This is a genomic window from Youxingia wuxianensis (genome assembly GCF_014385085.1).
Taxonomy (GTDB): Bacteria; Bacillota; Clostridia; order Oscillospirales; family Ruminococcaceae; genus Youxingia; species Youxingia wuxianensis.
In genome coordinates, this window is record NZ_JACRTD010000005.1 from 116,531 (window position 1) to 131,821 (window position 15,291).

Here is a 15,291-nt window from a genome sequence, read left to right on the forward strand (position 1 = left end):
CGCATCGTGAGCTTATTATAGCATATCGAGTTAGCTATGTGCAACCGCGCAAAAAGCACAAGCTACCAAACGGAAAGAATTTGTTTTTTAGCCATTCTGCAAATTGTTGTTCTGAACGGGCTGTGTCTGAGTAGTCAACCGGCTCATACTCCGCAGACTGACACCCAGAGTAGAGAGGTTGTGCAGCGTGGCGGAGGTGGCAGGCGGCAGGACACCGGCCACGCCGAGAGCGATCAGGGCGCCGTTGAAGCCAATGACAAAGCGATAGTTGGAGTGGATGCGCGCCATCAGCGCCATGGCGATCCGACGCAGCTCTACAATCTCCCAGAGGCTGTCGGCGGCAATGGTGATGTCTGCAATCTCCCGGGCGATGGCGGCGCCGTCGCTGATGGCAATGCCCGCATCCGCCTCGGACAAGGCCGGTGAGTCGTTGATGCCGTCGCCCACCATCAGGACGGTATGCCCCTTCCGGCGGAGCCGTGCCACATACTCCGCCTTGTCCGCCGGAAGGACTCCAGCGCGGAAGTCATCCACTCCCACCTGGGCGGCAATGGCTGCGGCGGTGCGGTAACTGTCGCCGGTGAGCATGACGGTATTGGTGACCCCCAGAGCACGGAGGGTGGACAGAACTTCCTTCGCCTCCTCCCGCAGCGGGTCGGAGATGCAGATCACAGCGGCCAGCTGCCCCCCTACTGCCAGATACAGGTGGGAATACTCCGGCGGCAGGGCATCAAAGCGTTCCTGCTCGCCTTCCGGAATGACGCAACGCTCATCCTCAAAGACGAAGTGGGCACTGCCGATGAGGACTCGCTCCTCATCGACGGTGCTTGCGATGCCATGAGCCACCAGATACTCCACCTTAGAGTGGTACTCCTCGTGGCGCAGGCCCCGGCGCCTGGCCTCCTCCACCACGGCGTTGGCCATGGAATGGGGGAAGTGCTCCTCCAGACAGGCAGCCAGCCGCAGCATTTCGGATTCCTCTTTGCCACCGAAGGACACCACCTGAGCCACCCGGGGGCAGGCGTGGGTCAGGGTGCCGGTCTTGTCGAAAACGATGGTGTCGGCCGCAGCCACCGCCTCCAGGAACTTGCCGCCCTTGACGGTGATGTGGGCGCGTCCCGCCTCCCGCATGGCGGAGAGGACGGCCAGAGGCATGGCCAGCTTCAGGGCGCAGGAGAAGTCCACCATCAGCACCGACAGAGCCCGTGTCACATTCCGGGTAAGGGCAAAACTCAGCAGGCTCCCGGCGAAGGTATAGGGTACCAGCTTGTCCGCCAGATTGGCAGCCTTGCTCTCAGCCTCCGACTTCATCTGCTCCGACTGCTCGATCATGTGAACGATTTGGTCATAGCGGCTCTGACCGGAGGCCTGCTTTACCTCCAGCACACACTCGCCCTCCTCCACCACGGTGCCGGCATAGACTGCGCCTCCGGGGCGCTTGGGTACCGGGATGGATTCGCCGGTAAGGGACGCCTGATTGACAGTGACCTCCCCCTCCAGCACCAGGCCGTCCACGGGGACGATGCCGCCGGCGCGGACGACTACCGCATCCCCCGGCTGGATCTGGGACACAGGGACCAGCACTTCGCCCTGGGTCGTGCGCAGCCAGACCCGGTCCACATTCAGCGACATACACCGGGCCAGATCCGCCACAGATTTCTTCCTTGTCCACTCCTCCAGCAGCTCGCCCACCTCCAGCAGGAACATGACGGTGCCGGCGGTATCAAAGTCGCCCCGGAACGCCGAGATGGAAATGGACAGGGCGTCCAGCAGCTCCACCTTGACGCGGCGGCGCAGCAGGCAGCCCAGGCCCCGCCGCACAAAGGGGACCATGTGCCAGAGTATGCGGGCAAGGCGCAGCGGAGGCGGGAGAAACAGGGTGCAGGCGGCCTTGCACACCACCTTTGCCACCAGCTTCTCCTCGAATTCCCGGTTCAGCGCCCGGCTGCTGTGGGCGGGCAGCGCGGTGGTCCGCTCCGCCTCCTGCCAGGAAAAATGCCGAATTTCGTTCAGCACGGCTTGGCGAGTCCCATCGTAGTACAGGATGACGCAGCAGGTGCGCTCGTGGACGGTGACCTGCCGGCACCAGGACTTTCCCTGAATCCATGCCTCCAGCAGATCCGCCTGAGCGAGTGTCATTTGTTTTTGCCGCAGCCGGAACCGGATGCGCCCCCGGCTTTCGTGCAATATGGTTGCGTTCATAGGTTCCTCCTTCACGAAAAGAGGGAGCCGCTGGCGGCTCCCTCTGGGTCAATCAGGCTTCTTCGCTCTCCAGATTGGCAGCGGCGGCTTCCTCCGCTTCCTTCGCAGCCCGGTCCTCATTCAGCTCCTTGGCGGAGGCCAGAATGTCCGCGGCGTTTTCCTGCACCGTGGTCACAGTCCCCATGACCGAATCCTTCATCCGCAGGCCGGCGGCCGTGACATGGACATAGGCTTTCTTGGCGTCCTTGCTGGACAGCAGCTTGATGCCAAAAGAACCAAACAACGCACCACCCGCAAAGCAGGCAAGTTTCGTATAAACGCTCATTGTGATCCTTCCTTTCCCTTATTTCCGTTTGTAGCCGGTGACCATGACCATAATCATGCAGATCACAGCGCCCCACGCCCAAAAACGATGCTGTTTCATCGCTGTCACTCCTTCTGAATGCTTTGGAATGTCTGATTATTGTAGCAGAAAAGGTGGGTGTTTGTCGCTGTCAAAACGGACGCGGAGTTGCGGTTTCCGACATTTTTCTGTACTGGCCGGGAGTCATGCCATACTCCCGCTTGAACGCTGCGTTGAACTGGCTCATACCCTCATACCCCACAGCCTGCGCAATTTGCTGAATGGGCATCCGGGTGGTGCAGATCAGCTCCTGTGCCCGTCGGAGGCGCTGTTGAACCAAAAAGCTGTGAATCGGCATGTCATAGGCGCGGCGGAACCCTTCTTTCAAGAAGGTCGGGGAAAGCGAAAACTGTTTGCAGAGGAACGCAATGGTAAGCTTATCAGACAGATGCGTCTGGATGTATGCCTTGACTTCCAACAGACTGTGGGATACTGGGCAGCCTGAGCCGGAGAGAGAGCCATTCGATTCAGATACCTCGGTGCAGAGCAGATACAGCAGTTCCACCGACTTGAAAACACAGTAGCGTTCCTGCTCCTGCTCAGACAGATAGCGAACCGTTTCAAAAAATGACTGCGTCCAAGGTGTGCCGCACAGGGTCATGCAGCCGTTCCTCGCCGTCATCTTCTCCTTGACGATCCTGGTGTCCAACCTCATCCCCAGGGTGGAGCAGACCGTCACAAGGCTTTCTTTTGCGGCTTTGGCGTCTACGGCGATCAAAATGCCGCCCAGATTTCCGCTATACTGACACGAGCGGAGAGCGGAGCTGTCGGAGAGGAGGAAGATGCCCGGCGCCTCCACCGTGCAGGAAGCACCCTGTAACGCTCGGACAGTAAGGCGGCCGGTCAGGCAGAACAGTACCTCAAACTGGAGCAGTGCGCCGCACACCGGGACAGACTGCAGAGGTTCCTGCTCCGGCTCCGGCAGGGAAAACCGGCAGATCTGCACCCCTGGCATACTGCTGCTCCAACGGCCTGTGCCGGAGTCCTGGCTCGATAAATATTCTTTCAGCATGATTTCTCACGACCTGTTTCTCTGGGTTCGGAAATGGTTTTGCCTATGCTGACCGGGGATACAGGCAGAAGGCAGGAGACGAGCGCCTCCTGCCTTCTGCGGTGTTTTTGTCAGGCCAGCGACGCGCCCAGTTCGCGACAAGCCGCCAGAGCGTCATCGTCCGGAGCTTCGTTGCAGATCACGCTGTCACAGGCCAGATTGGCGCCGTCGTCGTTGCAGCGAGATTCCCAGCTGCGCATCCATTCGCCATCGCCCCAGCCGTAGGAGCCGAACAAGGCGATGTTCTTCCCGCTCAGCCTGCCCTCACAGGCGGTGAACATGGGCTCGAACTCGCTCTCCTCCAGCTGCTCCGCCCCCATGGAGGGGCAGCCAAAGGCGATGGCGGAATATTCGCTGACCTGCTCCGGGGAGAACTCCGCGGCGGTGATCACAGATACCTCGGCGCCCTTGCCCTTGGCGCCTTCAGCCACCGCCATGGCCATGGCCTCGGTGTTTCCCGTGCCGCTCCAATACACAACTGCAACTTTACTCATAAGACTCAACGACCTTTCTTTCTGGATTTGTTATGGTAGAAACATCAACCAGCCACGGTGAGCTGCTCGATGGATTTCCCTTGCTGCCACTGCCGGAAGTAGATTTTGCTGCACATCTCGTATTTCTCAAAGATATTTCTGGCGGCCTGTTCGTTGCCGTAGACCTTCCAGCAGCCCACGCATTTGTGATTGCACGCCCGATTGCAGATGAAGCCCAGCACATCCTCAGGGGGATAGCTCAAAAACAGGCCGATCTCATGGGGGAATTCCCCCTCGCTCCGGAGCCGGCGGATGAGGTGAACCACGCAGCCATTGGGGTTTTCCGGCACATAGCCGTATTTGAGAAGCAAGGCTCTGGCCCGCTGATCGGTCAGATCGCTCTCCAATGCATTGGGCCGGTAGGCATAGATCAAAGCGCGGCCTTTGCGAACCCGGAGCGGAAGGACGCGTATTCCTCTGGGAACCAGTTTCTTGTTCAGTCGACACAAGTCTTTCGTCAGATCCTTCCGGCTGGGGCAGGCACAGGAAAAGAGGTTTCCCGTCTTGATTCCCGCCAGGGTGGGAGAACAGTGACGAATCAGCAGATCTTCTGACATAACACGCCTCCTTATATGGTATGTCGCTTCCAAAGCAGGAAGTTAGCAATCGCTAACCCATATGCAAAAAATTATTGGGATTTCTCCCAGTGGTTAGCGATAGCTAACCTGCATCCTGATTTTAATATATCAAATCGTGTTTGTCAATAGGAAAGTTCATGGATGCATGAAATGATCAGCGGGGGCCATCCAAACGGAAGGCCCCCGCATCTTTTCTATTTCTCGTGGGTACTGCAGCAGCAGTGATGCTGGTCTGCCTTTTTGGAACTGCAAGAGCATCCATCCGGGCAACCGATACACTTCTTGCCGCTCTTTTTTGCTTTATAGACATAGAACGCAGCGGCTGCGATAATTACCACAAGAATGCCAATTACGATATAGTCGATCATCAGGCTCTCGCTCCATTCAGCGCATACTCCTGCTTCAGATCCTTATCCGCCTTCAGGCACAGCCACACCAGAACTGCGGCGAACACAATTACAGCGATGAGACCGGGGACAAAGCCGGCGCCAATGGAACCGGTGGTGATCAGGGTGCCGATCTGGTAGACCAGGAAGCCCACTGTGTAGCCAGTACCCAGCTGGAGGCCGATACCGCCCCACAGCCACTTAGCGCTCTTCATCTCGGAGTTCATGGCACCGATGGCGGCAAAGCAGGGAGGTGTGTACAGGTTGAACATTAAGTAGGCCAAAGCCGCCACCTTTGTAATGGCAATAATTCCAGCCACCTCAGCGCCAGCGCCTTCCATCATCTCAAGAGCATCGGTATCAATGAGGTTTTCCAGACCCACAAAGCAGACGGCCAATGTGCCCACCACATTTTCCTTGGCAATAAAACCAGTGACGGCGGCGGCGGCCAGCTGCCAACTAAGAACACCAACGATGGGAACCAGCAGATAGGCAAAGGGACCAGCAATGGAGGCCAGAATAGAGCTGTCGGCAGTCTCCGCCACGGCAAAGCTCCAGTTGAAGGTCTGCATGATCTGCACGGCGGTGTTGCACAGCAGAATAATGGTGGCGGCCTTCACGATATAGGCCCATCCCCGGGCACACATAGCTTTGAAAGCGAACCAGAGAGAAGGTACCTTATACTCCGGCAGCTCGATGATGAAGAAAGACTTCCGGTTCTTGTAGCCGGCGATCTTGTTGACCAGCAGAGCGCCCAGGAAGATCAGGACGATGCCGGTAAAGTACATGGTGAAACTGACCCAGCCTGCGTCATCAAAGAAGGCACCGGCAAACAGGGCGATGACGGGAATCTTGGCTCCACAGGGCATGAAGGGGGTCAGCATAGCAGTGGCCCGGCGCTCCCGCTCGTTGCGGATAGTACGGCTGGCCATGACACCGGGAATGGCGCAGCCCGTGCCGATGACGAAGGGAATCACAGACTTACCGGAAAGGCCCACTTTCTTGAAGATGGGATCCAGCACCACGGAGACACGGGACATATAGCCACAGTCCTCCAGCAGGGCGATGAGGAAGTACATGATCATCACCAAGGGAAGGAAGCCCACCACAGCGCCCACGCCGCCGATGATACCGTCAGCCAAAAGAGCAGTCAGCAGCGGATTGGCATCAGCAAGACTGTCTGCCACATAGCCCTGGAAGGTTTCAATCCAGCCCACCAGATAATCAGCAACGGGTGTGCCCACCCACACCTGAGAAATCTGGAACACCAGGAACATGACCACGGCAAAGATAGGGATGCCCAGAAACTTGTTGGTCAGCACCGCGTCAATGGCGTCCCCCTTGCCCTTGTCCTTGGTGAGGACCTTCCGCTTCTCCACCTGGGAGACCAGGGAATTGACAAAGGCGAAACGCTTGCGGTCGGCTTCCTCTACAACTTTCTTGTCAGTCAGATCGATGTCGCCCTGGACATAGGGAGCTCTTTGGGTTTTACCGCTTTGTGCAACCGCGGCATCCACCACAGCTTTCAGCCCTTCTGCAGCAGTGGAGACGGTCTCTACCACCGGGCAGCCCAGCTTCGCAGAGAGGGCAGCCGTGTCAATGGTGGTTTGCTTCTTGGCGTTAATGTCGCTTTTGTTGAGGGCAACCACCACGGGGATGCCCAGTTCCAGCAGCTGGGTCGTGAAGAACAGGCTGCGGCTCAGGTTGGTGGCATCCACAATGTTAATGATGGCATCGGGATGTTCGTGCTTTACATAGGAGCTGGTGATGCTCTCCTCTGATGTGAACGGAGACATGGAGTAGGCGCCGGGCAGATCTACGGCGATCAGATCTTCCGTCCCGCTGCAGTAGGCTTTCTTAATGGGGTGCTCCTTCTTTTCAACCGTCACGCCGGCCCAGTTGCCCACCTTCTCATTTCGCCCGGTGAGGGCGTTGTACATGGTGGTTTTGCCGGAGTTCGGGTTGCCAGTCAAGGCAATACGCATGAAATTTCCTCCTTCTCTATGTGTGCGATGTACTTTATTCACAACTCAGCGGTTGCCCTACGCTAACCGTTGGGCAGAATAAACATGAATGAATACCTTAGATCTGGGGCTCTGGGGCGTAATAAGTGCTCCAGATCTTATATCTCGATGGCCGAGGCCAGCTGGTTGTCGATATTGTAGCGGCCATCCTTGATGGAAACCACGCAGCCGCCCTTGAGGTGGGATACCACGGTCACCGGCTCTCCCACATAGCAACCCAAAGAAAAAAGGAAAGCATTCAGCTCCTCATCGTCCGTATTGATTTGCTTGATGATATATTCCTGCCCGTCCAGAGCATCCAACAATGTCATATCCATCACCTTTTCAGCGTTGATTCGATCACTTGCTCACAGCCTGGTTAGCGATAGGAAACCAGGCCACGAAAAAATTAGGTTAGCAATATCTAACCCTCTACTATAATATACCATGCCAAATCAATTGTCAAGCGGGAACCTATGTTCAGAAAAGAAAATCTCTGTTTCCGATAAACAGGCTGGTTCATTTTTCCGGACTGTGCTATAATAATCAAAATGCTTTATCCAATGGAGGTCTTGTATGGCAATCCATGAATCTGGTCAGATGTATTTGGAGACCATTTATATTTTAAGGCAAACAAAATCCTTTGTGCGGGCCATTGACGTGGGAGAACAGATGGGCTATACCAAGCCCAGCGTCAGCCGTGCATTGTCCATTCTAAAAAAAGACGGTTATGTGGAGGTTGACGGAGAGGGCGCAATCACTCTGACGTCAAAAGGTCTCGCCATTGCTGAGACTATGTACACCCGGCACACGGTACTGACAGAAATGCTCAAGGGTCTTGGCGTGGATGAAAAAACAGCCGCAGAGGATGCCTGCAGGATCGAGCATGTGATCAGCGAAAAATCCTTCGCCGCCATGCAGGCTCACCTGAATCAGACAAAAATCCTTCGCCGCCATGCAGGCTCACCTGAATCAGACAAAAATATCTGATGTAGAGTCTTCAGGAGCACAGGACTGATCTTCAGAAAGCTACACCGCTGACAGGAAATCCGAACGCTCAGGGTACAGACCGCTACCTGCCGAGAGGGCAAGGGGTTGCGGACGGGATACACACATTGACAACAGTATCGGTGTATGTTAGAATCCAAGTGGTTAGCAAAAGCTAACCACTTGGATTCTTTTGCTTTATTGAATTCAGACAATAGCCTTCCCATGAAAAGAAGGTCTGGACTTGGCTCAAAACCATAGTGGTTGCCGGATGGACAAGGAGTGATGGGATTGGAAGTGCGTGCGTCAGCGGAAGATTATCTGGAAGCTATCCTACTCCTTCAGAGGAGAATGGGGGTGGTACGGTCTGTGGATGTAGCACAGCATCTGGAGGTATCGAAGCCAAGTGTATGCCACGCGGTTGCCTCTCTGCGTGCGAAAGGATTTCTGCGAATGGACGAGCGTCGTTTCCTGATCTTGACCGAAGCGGGCCGTTCTGTCGCCGAAATCACACTGGAAAAGCACCAATTCTTCTCTGCGATGCTGATGGAGGCCGGTGTTGACCCGAAAACCGCAGAAAAGGAAGCCTGTCGCATTGAACACGCAATCAGCACGGAATCCTTTGAGAGATTAAAGCGACTCAAAAAAGAATATACCAACCATTCGGCTGGAGGAACCTGTGCCGATTGAATTGTGGAAAGAGCTGCTTGCCCCCCTGCGTTGAAATGACATTCGGTACCGATCATGCTTTTATCAGGAGGCTATTAAGAACAGATTGATCAAAGGCGGCTTTTTAGCTTTGCGTGGTGCCGCTGGAGTTACTGGAATGATAATGGCAGCAGTGCAACATCCGGCAAGCGCGTGGGTAACGCCACCGGGAAGGATGATAAGCAACATATAAAGCGGTGGATGCAACAACGCATCCACCGCTTATTTTGATAGGGATAAGTTCACAACTAAGCAATTCTGTGACATAAATCAAAACTTTTGCGATAGATCGCCCTTATGTGGCTGCTGGCTTTTCAAAACTTTTCGGGCAGTTTTTTTGATGTTATGGCACACGCCAAGAATAGCGATGCAAAACAGCAGAGCCGCTAATCCATATCCAAACGACTGCATTGCCGTGTTCATATTCACGCCTCTTTTCTGACCGCTGCCGCCAATGAACTCAACCGAATAGTCCTCTTTTTTTATACGGCTCTTTCTGGATCGCTCCGACCTCATACCCCGTGCCGCGAATGGCGTTCATGAGCACCTCCGTGTCCAGCTCTGTTTCAGAGAGGATCACGGTCTGGTTTTTGCTCCGGGAAGAACTCACCTTTTTGACCGGGCAGGCTTTGCGCACAGCGTCATTGACATGGGCCTCGCACATCCCGCACATCATTCCATTGACTTCCACTGTGTACTTCCACATGTTCTCTCACTCCTTCTTGACTTTTGGATCATCGAGCTGCGCGGACCGGAAGGTGGTCTGCCGTGCCGCGGTCCGTTCATCGGGGATCTTCCTGGCCATCAGACAGCACAGCGGCGCCAACGAACTTCCGAGAAGCGGATGGCGAACGATGGAATAGCCGCGCTCGGACAGGTATGCCATCAGCTCCCCGGCAGTCCAGACATGATACACCCGAAAGCCTGAAAGCCCCATGAACCAGAGCCGGAGTCTGGCGCTTCGGCTTTTGCCCCAGACAAAGGTGGGGGCGAACAGCCATCCCCCCGGCTTCAGAACCCGCCAGGCTTCCGCCAGAGCTTTTTCCGGGTGAGGCATGACATGGAGGGCGTTGGAGATCACGACTGCATCGAAGCTCTCCGGGCCGTAGGGCAGCTTGGTAGCGTCCTGGACGGAGAAATGGAGCCGGGACGAATGCACCTGCTTTTTGGCCTGACGGATCATTTCAGCTGAAAAGTCGGTTGCCTCCCAGCTCCGGACACATGGAGACAGCGGCACGGACAGCTGGCCTGTTCCGCAGGCCAACTCCAGTACGTCCATGTCCCGTTAGTGCCCGCTAACTACATCATACTCTTTGTCGCATGAAATTGCAAGATGCCACTATATTGGATTTGTATGCCCCCCGGGATCAATCAAGGGAAGAAGCTGGAACGAAGAATGACCGGGACACGCATCCCGGTCATTCTTTTCTTTCGCGCCTCTGCCTTTACCGGCACCAACTGGTGGGATTGGAGCGGGCGGTGATGAAGCGGCGATAAATGCCCTCCTCCTCCATAAGTGTGTCGTGGGCGCCAGCCTGAACGATGCGCCCCTGGTCGATAACCAGGATCTCATCGGCGTGACGAATGGTATTGAGCCGGTGGGCAATGACCAGCAGGGTCTTGCCCCGGCACAGTTGGGTGATGGCCTCCTGGATGTAGCTCTCATTGTCGGCGTCCACGCTGGCAGTGGCCTCATCCAGAATGACGATGGGAGCATCCTTCAGAATGCAGCGAGCAATGGAGATCCGCTGCCGCTCTCCGCCGGATAGGCTGGCTCCACCTTCGCCGATGACCGTGTCAAAGCCGTCGGGCAGCTCCATGATGAAGTCATAGCATCGGGCTTTTCTGGCTGCCTCATAGACCTCCTCCCGTGTGGCGTCTGTCCGCCCCATGGCGATGTTGTTATAGACGGTATCCTGGAATAAGTAGACCCGCTGGAACACCATAGAGATCTGATCCATCAGATCAGAAAGAGGAATATCGCGGATATCCCTGCCCCGCACTAAGATTTGGCCCTGTTTGACATCCCAAAACCGGGAGAGCAGGTTGGCTACCGTACTTTTACCGCCGCCAGAGGGCCCCACCAGGGCCAGCATCCGGTTTTTCTCCAGTGTGAAAGAGACATCATGCAGTACCTCTTTCTCCCCGTAGGCGAAGGTGACATTTCGGAACTCCACCTCCGGGGCACCGCCGGCTTTGGGTAAGGTCTCCCGGCCCCGGTCAGGTAGTTCTGGCTGGGCCAGTACCGCCTCGATCCGGTCCATGCAGGCGTTCATCACCGTCAGGCGGGTGGCTTGGCTGTAGAGTGCCTTAATGGGGCCGAAGAGGTCAAAGACGAAGAGCAAGACACCCAGCAGGAAGGTGATGGAGAGCTGCCCACGGCCATAGAGCCAGAGTGACAGGGGGATTATCAGCACCGAGCCCAGACCGCACACCAGATAGAGGGCCCGCATCCAGGGAGCCTGGCTCTCCTCGAACTCGATGCTGACCTTGCGGCTCCGGGCGAAATTTTCGGTGAGTTGCTCGGAACGCTCTCCCAGCAGGTTGAAGGTCTTGGCAATACCAATGCCCTCCACATAGTCCAGCACTGCCCGTGTGAGAGCCTCGCTCTGCTCCTGTCGGACATCAGAGTGAGCCAGGGTGCTCCCCAGGGAAGCGCGGCCCAGCTGCCAAATGATCCCTACCACCACCAAGGCGGCCAGTCCCAGCCAGGGATTCAGGAAGGCCAGCCACAGCACAAGAATGGCTTGGGCAAAGGTATAGCTCATCATGTTGGCAATGTCGTGCATACAGTTCTCCTCAATGAACACCATGTCGGTGGACAGAACGGAACTGATTTTGCCGATGTTGCCCTCTGTGAAATAGCCCATGGGCAGGCGGCGCAGATGCCGTCCCAGCTCCATGCGCAGATCGGCGAATACCATATAGCCCGCCGCGGCCTGGAGCCGGTCGGCGATGTTCTGGCACAGGCACTCCAGCAGAACGCAGCCCACCGTGCCCACCGCCAGCCACAGGCACAGCCGTGCCGTCATGGTTCCCTGGAGAAAAGCGCTCAGGGCCAAGAAGGACAGACCGATGGGGGCCTTGGACAGCATGGCCTTCAGGAACGCAAAGACAAAGGCCAGCTTGATCCGCCCCTGATAGGGGCCGGATACGGACAGGATTCGTTTCATCAGCGCGATCATGCCTCGTCGCCTCCTTTCTCCGCAGAGACACGCCAGGCAGCGGCTCCCTCGGCAGCCCGCCACAGTTTTTCATAGGCGGGGCAAGTCTTTCGCAATGTATCGTGGCGGCCAATCCCTGCCACATTGCCCTGATCCAGCACCACGATCTGATCGGCACCTGCAATGGACTGAAGCCGGTGGGCGATGACGATGACCGTCTTGCCCCGGATCACCTCGGCAATGGCGGCGTTCATTTTCTCCTCATTCTCCGGGTCCAAAAAAGCGGTGGCCTCATCCAGCACCACGATGGGAGCGTCCTTCAAAATCGCCCGGGCCAGGGCGATCCGCTGCCGCTCCCCGCCGGAAAGCCCTTTGCCGCCATCGCCGGCCATGGTATAGATTCCTTTTTCCAGCCGTTTCAGAAACTCTCCGCATTGAGCCCGTTCCGCCGCCGCCAGCACCTCCTCGTCGGTGGCGCCGGGTCTTCCCAGCCGGATGTTCTCCAACAGGCTGGTGTTGAACAGGAACTGCTCCTGCGCGACGAAGGAGATCTGCTCATTCAGAGAGGCGAGGGACATCTCTCGCAGGTCTTGCCCCCCCAGCGTGATGTGTCCGTCCGTCACATCGTAAAAGTGGACCAGCAGCTTGGCAAGGGTCGACTTCCCGCTGCCGGATTCTCCCACCAACGCAGTGAGGCTCCCCTGTGGGACAGAGAAGGAGATGCCGTGGAGGACTTCGTCCTTTTCATAAGAAAACCGCACATTCTCAAAGCGGATCTGCAAATCGTTTCCGTTGAAATCCGTTTTTCCTTCTTTCAGGGGCGGAATATTGAACAGAGATTCCATTTGGTCAATCTTGTAGCTCAGCTGGGGCAGCACCGACATAAAGTTCATGGCTCGGATCAGAGGCGGTCCCACGGAAAAAGACATGCACAATACCAGCGCGTAATCCGGCAAGGTGGAGGCGCCGGTGAGTACCAGATAGCCGCCGGCTGGCAGCAGCACCAGCGCCACGCAGGGCAAAATGCTGGTGTAGAGGGCCATCCACAGCCAGCAGGCCCGGAACCAATCCAGAGTAAAATCACGGTAGTTTTTTACATCGGTCTCAAAGCGGTGATATGACTCTCCGTCCCGGTTGAAGACTTTCACGACTTCCATGCCGTTGATGTACTCCACGATGGTGTTGTTCATTTTCTGCCCGGCGGCGTAGTAGTCTCCCATCTTGCTCATGCCGGAGCGGTACATCATGCCCATGGCCAGCACGCCCAGCGGAAGGGAGCAGAGGGAAAGCAGGCCCAGCTTCCAGTCCGTGAGAAACATGGCCGCAAATACCACCACCGGCACCGCCAGATTGGACAGCCCTTCCGGCAGGGCGTGGGCCAGCAGCAGCTCCATACTCTCGATGTCGTCAATGAACATCTTCTTCCAGACGCCAACGCCCTTCTCCTGGATCGCGCCCAGGGGCTGCTTTTCCAGCTTGCTCTGGAGATGGAGCCGGAGGTTTTCCAAAGTATGATAGGCGGAACGGTGGGACAGTGCCAGCCCCTCCACATAGAGAAGGCCGTAGAGGACCATGCACAGAGCCATGGCCCCGGCGTTGAACAGGGTTTCCTCCAATGTGAGACTGCCCCCAGTCAGCAGGGGTCTCAGCAGGCGGTAGAGGAAGAAATAGGGCAGCACGCTCATGGCCACGCCGGCCACCAGTACCAGAATGGAGGCATAAGTCGTCTTCCGGTGGCGTCCAGTGTAGCGCAGGACTTTTTGAAACACAGTATCACTCCTTTTTAGTTAGTTATTGCTAACTTATTAGCGAGAAAAAAGCCTCCGCAGAGGCGTTTTTCATCCCTTGGGGAATCCCAGGGCAGCGTACCAGTCAAAGAGACGGCAGACCAAAGTGCAGTGGCGCTGGATCTCCGGCCAGGCGAAGGCGTGGATAAAGGGCTCGTAAATGGTGGTCCAGAAGGCGGACAGGACTACATGGAGCTCCTCCTGCGTCATATCCACAGTACACAAGCCCCGGCGTCTGGCCTCGGCGTAGTAGGTCCAGGTGCCTTCCGTCATTTTCTCCACCCAGTCGTGCTGGAAGTTGGCGTAAGCGGTGCCCTCCGCTCCGGTGAGCAGCAGCACAAAGCCATCCCGCCGCTCATTGAGAAAGCGGAACCACCACAGCATGTATTCCTCATCCATATACCACGCCCGGATCAGGTCTTCGTCGGAGAGGGCGGATGCCGGCACCGCCGTCCGCTCCTCATAAACAGCATCCAAATCCGCCACCGTATCCGCCACCACAGCGCGAAACAGCTCCTCTTTTCCGGCGTAACGCTTATAAAGGGCGCCGGTTGTCACCCCAGCCCGCTGGCAGATGGATTTCAGGGAAGCCCTCTCAAAGCCAAGCGCCAGGAACTCCTCTCTGGCACTATCCATGATCCGAGGGTCGATGGAAGTATCCGGTCTTGCCATAACACCCCTCCCGACAAATGATAATTTGATTACCGATAATCTTATTATCAATATAGCATCCCTTTCTGCCCCTGTCAAGGGGAAATCCTCTCTTGACAAACTCGCTTTTTGGTTGTATATTCAAAACATCGTTATAAAACACTGTTTTGGATTGTGAGGCGATACCATGGCAAAGCAGATCGAAGGGGTCTATGAAAATGTACTCCGCTGCGCCCGTCAGGAATTTTTGGAAAAAGGCTTTGCTCTGGCCTCCCTGCGGGACATCGCCAAAGCGGCGGGAACCAGCACCGGCTCCATCTATACCCGCTTTACTGACAAGGCGGGATTGTTCCGGGCCCTGGTGGAGCCTGCCGCGGGAGAGCTGAAGCGCCGTTTTTTGGAGATTCAGGAGTCTTTTCACCAGTTTGACGGCCCAACCCAGCAGGAGGAGATGGGGCGTTACACCGCCCATGCCCAGGAGGGACTGTTTGACTACATCTATGAGCACCTGCCGGAGTTTGAACTGCTACTCCGCCGGGCCGCCGGGACGGAATATGCCCACTATATTGACGAGTTGGTGGAGATCGAAGTCAGTTACACCTACAAATACATGGAGGTCATCGGCTGTGAGAGCGTCCGCTCCGGTCAGGTCACCGAGGACTTGATCCATATCGTTACCACCGCCTACTTCAACGGAATGTTTGAGCCAGTGCGGCACCGCATGGATAAGGCCCGGGCGCTCCACTATGTCCGCCAGCTCAACCGCTATCACATGGCAGGATTTGAAACGATTTTTCATCCTGAAAACTTCCGGTAGTGCAAAAGGCCGCTTTTCCGG

At 56.4% G+C, this 15,291-nt stretch carries 17 protein-coding genes; 3 read left to right on the top strand and 14 right to left on the bottom strand.

Annotated features, from left to right (window positions below):
* Positions 1–87: 87 nt before the first annotated feature.
* The 8 genes from H8705_RS08240 to H8705_RS08275 all read right to left on the bottom strand — a co-directional run bounded on the left by H8705_RS08240 (position 88) and on the right by H8705_RS08275 (position 7,488).
* Complete coding sequence (locus tag H8705_RS08240) at positions 88–2,202, bottom strand: heavy metal translocating P-type ATPase (RefSeq protein WP_262395360.1); 2,115 nt, start codon at positions 2,200–2,202, stop codon at positions 88–90.
* 52 nt (positions 2,203–2,254) lie between these two features.
* Positions 2,255–2,527, bottom strand: coding sequence for a DUF6110 family protein (locus H8705_RS08245; RefSeq protein ID WP_006575244.1), 273 nt, complete (start codon positions 2,525–2,527; stop codon positions 2,255–2,257).
* 169 nt (positions 2,528–2,696) lie between these two features.
* Positions 2,697–3,617, bottom strand: coding sequence for a helix-turn-helix domain-containing protein (locus tag H8705_RS08250; protein ID WP_262395361.1), 921 nt, complete (start codon positions 3,615–3,617; stop codon positions 2,697–2,699).
* A 110-nt stretch (positions 3,618–3,727) separates the two neighbouring features.
* Positions 3,728–4,150, bottom strand: coding sequence for a flavodoxin (locus H8705_RS08255; RefSeq protein WP_262395362.1), 423 nt, complete (start codon positions 4,148–4,150; stop codon positions 3,728–3,730).
* Positions 4,151–4,194: 44 nt separating this feature from the next.
* Positions 4,195–4,746 carry a DUF3793 family protein gene (locus tag H8705_RS08260; protein WP_262395363.1) on the bottom strand — a complete coding sequence of 184 codons (552 nt, stop codon included), beginning with the start codon at positions 4,744–4,746 and terminating at the stop codon, positions 4,195–4,197.
* A 215-nt stretch (positions 4,747–4,961) separates the two neighbouring features.
* Positions 4,962–5,135, bottom strand: coding sequence for a FeoB-associated Cys-rich membrane protein (locus H8705_RS08265; RefSeq protein WP_139193410.1), 174 nt, complete (start codon positions 5,133–5,135; stop codon positions 4,962–4,964).
* Positions 5,135–7,138, bottom strand: a complete 2,004-nt coding sequence (gene feoB, locus H8705_RS08270; RefSeq protein WP_262395364.1) for a ferrous iron transport protein B — start codon at positions 7,136–7,138, stop codon at positions 5,135–5,137. Before feoB ends, H8705_RS08265 begins: the two co-directional genes overlap by 1 nt.
* A gap of 137 nt (positions 7,139–7,275) precedes the next feature.
* Positions 7,276–7,488: a FeoA family protein gene (locus H8705_RS08275; protein WP_204741245.1), complete on the bottom strand. Its 213-nt coding sequence runs from the start codon at positions 7,486–7,488 to the stop codon at positions 7,276–7,278.
* A 244-nt stretch (positions 7,489–7,732) separates the two neighbouring features.
* Between H8705_RS08275 and H8705_RS08280 the strand changes: the two genes are divergently transcribed.
* A complete protein-coding gene (locus tag H8705_RS08280) occupies positions 7,733–8,146 on the top strand; it encodes a metal-dependent transcriptional regulator (RefSeq protein WP_262395365.1) in 414 nt (137 codons plus the stop codon).
* A gap of 288 nt (positions 8,147–8,434) precedes the next feature.
* Entirely contained in the window at positions 8,435–8,833 is a 399-nt protein-coding gene (locus H8705_RS08285) for a metal-dependent transcriptional regulator (protein WP_193537364.1), read from the top strand.
* Between the two features lie 288 nt (positions 8,834–9,121).
* On the opposite strand, the gene H8705_RS08290 is transcribed toward H8705_RS08285, so the two are convergent.
* The 6 genes from H8705_RS08290 to H8705_RS08315 all read right to left on the bottom strand — a co-directional run bounded on the left by H8705_RS08290 (position 9,122) and on the right by H8705_RS08315 (position 14,474).
* On the bottom strand, positions 9,122–9,274 hold the full coding sequence (locus tag H8705_RS08290; protein WP_262395366.1) for a hypothetical protein: 153 nt from the start codon (positions 9,272–9,274) through the stop codon (positions 9,122–9,124).
* A 37-nt stretch (positions 9,275–9,311) separates the two neighbouring features.
* Positions 9,312–9,557, bottom strand: coding sequence for a heavy-metal-associated domain-containing protein (locus tag H8705_RS08295; RefSeq protein ID WP_087238112.1), 246 nt, complete (start codon positions 9,555–9,557; stop codon positions 9,312–9,314).
* 6 nt (positions 9,558–9,563) lie between these two features.
* Positions 9,564–10,130, bottom strand: a complete 567-nt coding sequence (locus H8705_RS08300) for a class I SAM-dependent methyltransferase (RefSeq protein ID WP_262395367.1) — start codon at positions 10,128–10,130, stop codon at positions 9,564–9,566.
* A gap of 166 nt (positions 10,131–10,296) precedes the next feature.
* On the bottom strand, positions 10,297–12,036 hold the full coding sequence (locus H8705_RS08305; RefSeq protein ID WP_087270337.1) for an ABC transporter ATP-binding protein: 1,740 nt from the start codon (positions 12,034–12,036) through the stop codon (positions 10,297–10,299).
* A complete protein-coding gene (locus tag H8705_RS08310) occupies positions 12,033–13,784 on the bottom strand; it encodes an ABC transporter ATP-binding protein (RefSeq protein ID WP_262395368.1) in 1,752 nt (583 codons plus the stop codon). The genes H8705_RS08305 and H8705_RS08310 overlap by 4 nt, the downstream gene beginning before the upstream one ends.
* A 69-nt stretch (positions 13,785–13,853) precedes the next feature.
* Complete coding sequence (locus H8705_RS08315; RefSeq protein WP_006572682.1) at positions 13,854–14,474, bottom strand: TetR/AcrR family transcriptional regulator; 621 nt, start codon at positions 14,472–14,474, stop codon at positions 13,854–13,856.
* A gap of 166 nt (positions 14,475–14,640) precedes the next feature.
* Here H8705_RS08315 and H8705_RS08320 point away from each other — a divergent pair, with 166 nt between their 5' ends.
* Positions 14,641–15,270, top strand: a complete 630-nt coding sequence (locus H8705_RS08320; RefSeq protein ID WP_006572684.1) for a TetR/AcrR family transcriptional regulator — start codon at positions 14,641–14,643, stop codon at positions 15,268–15,270.
* Positions 15,271–15,291: the final 21 nt, after the last annotated feature.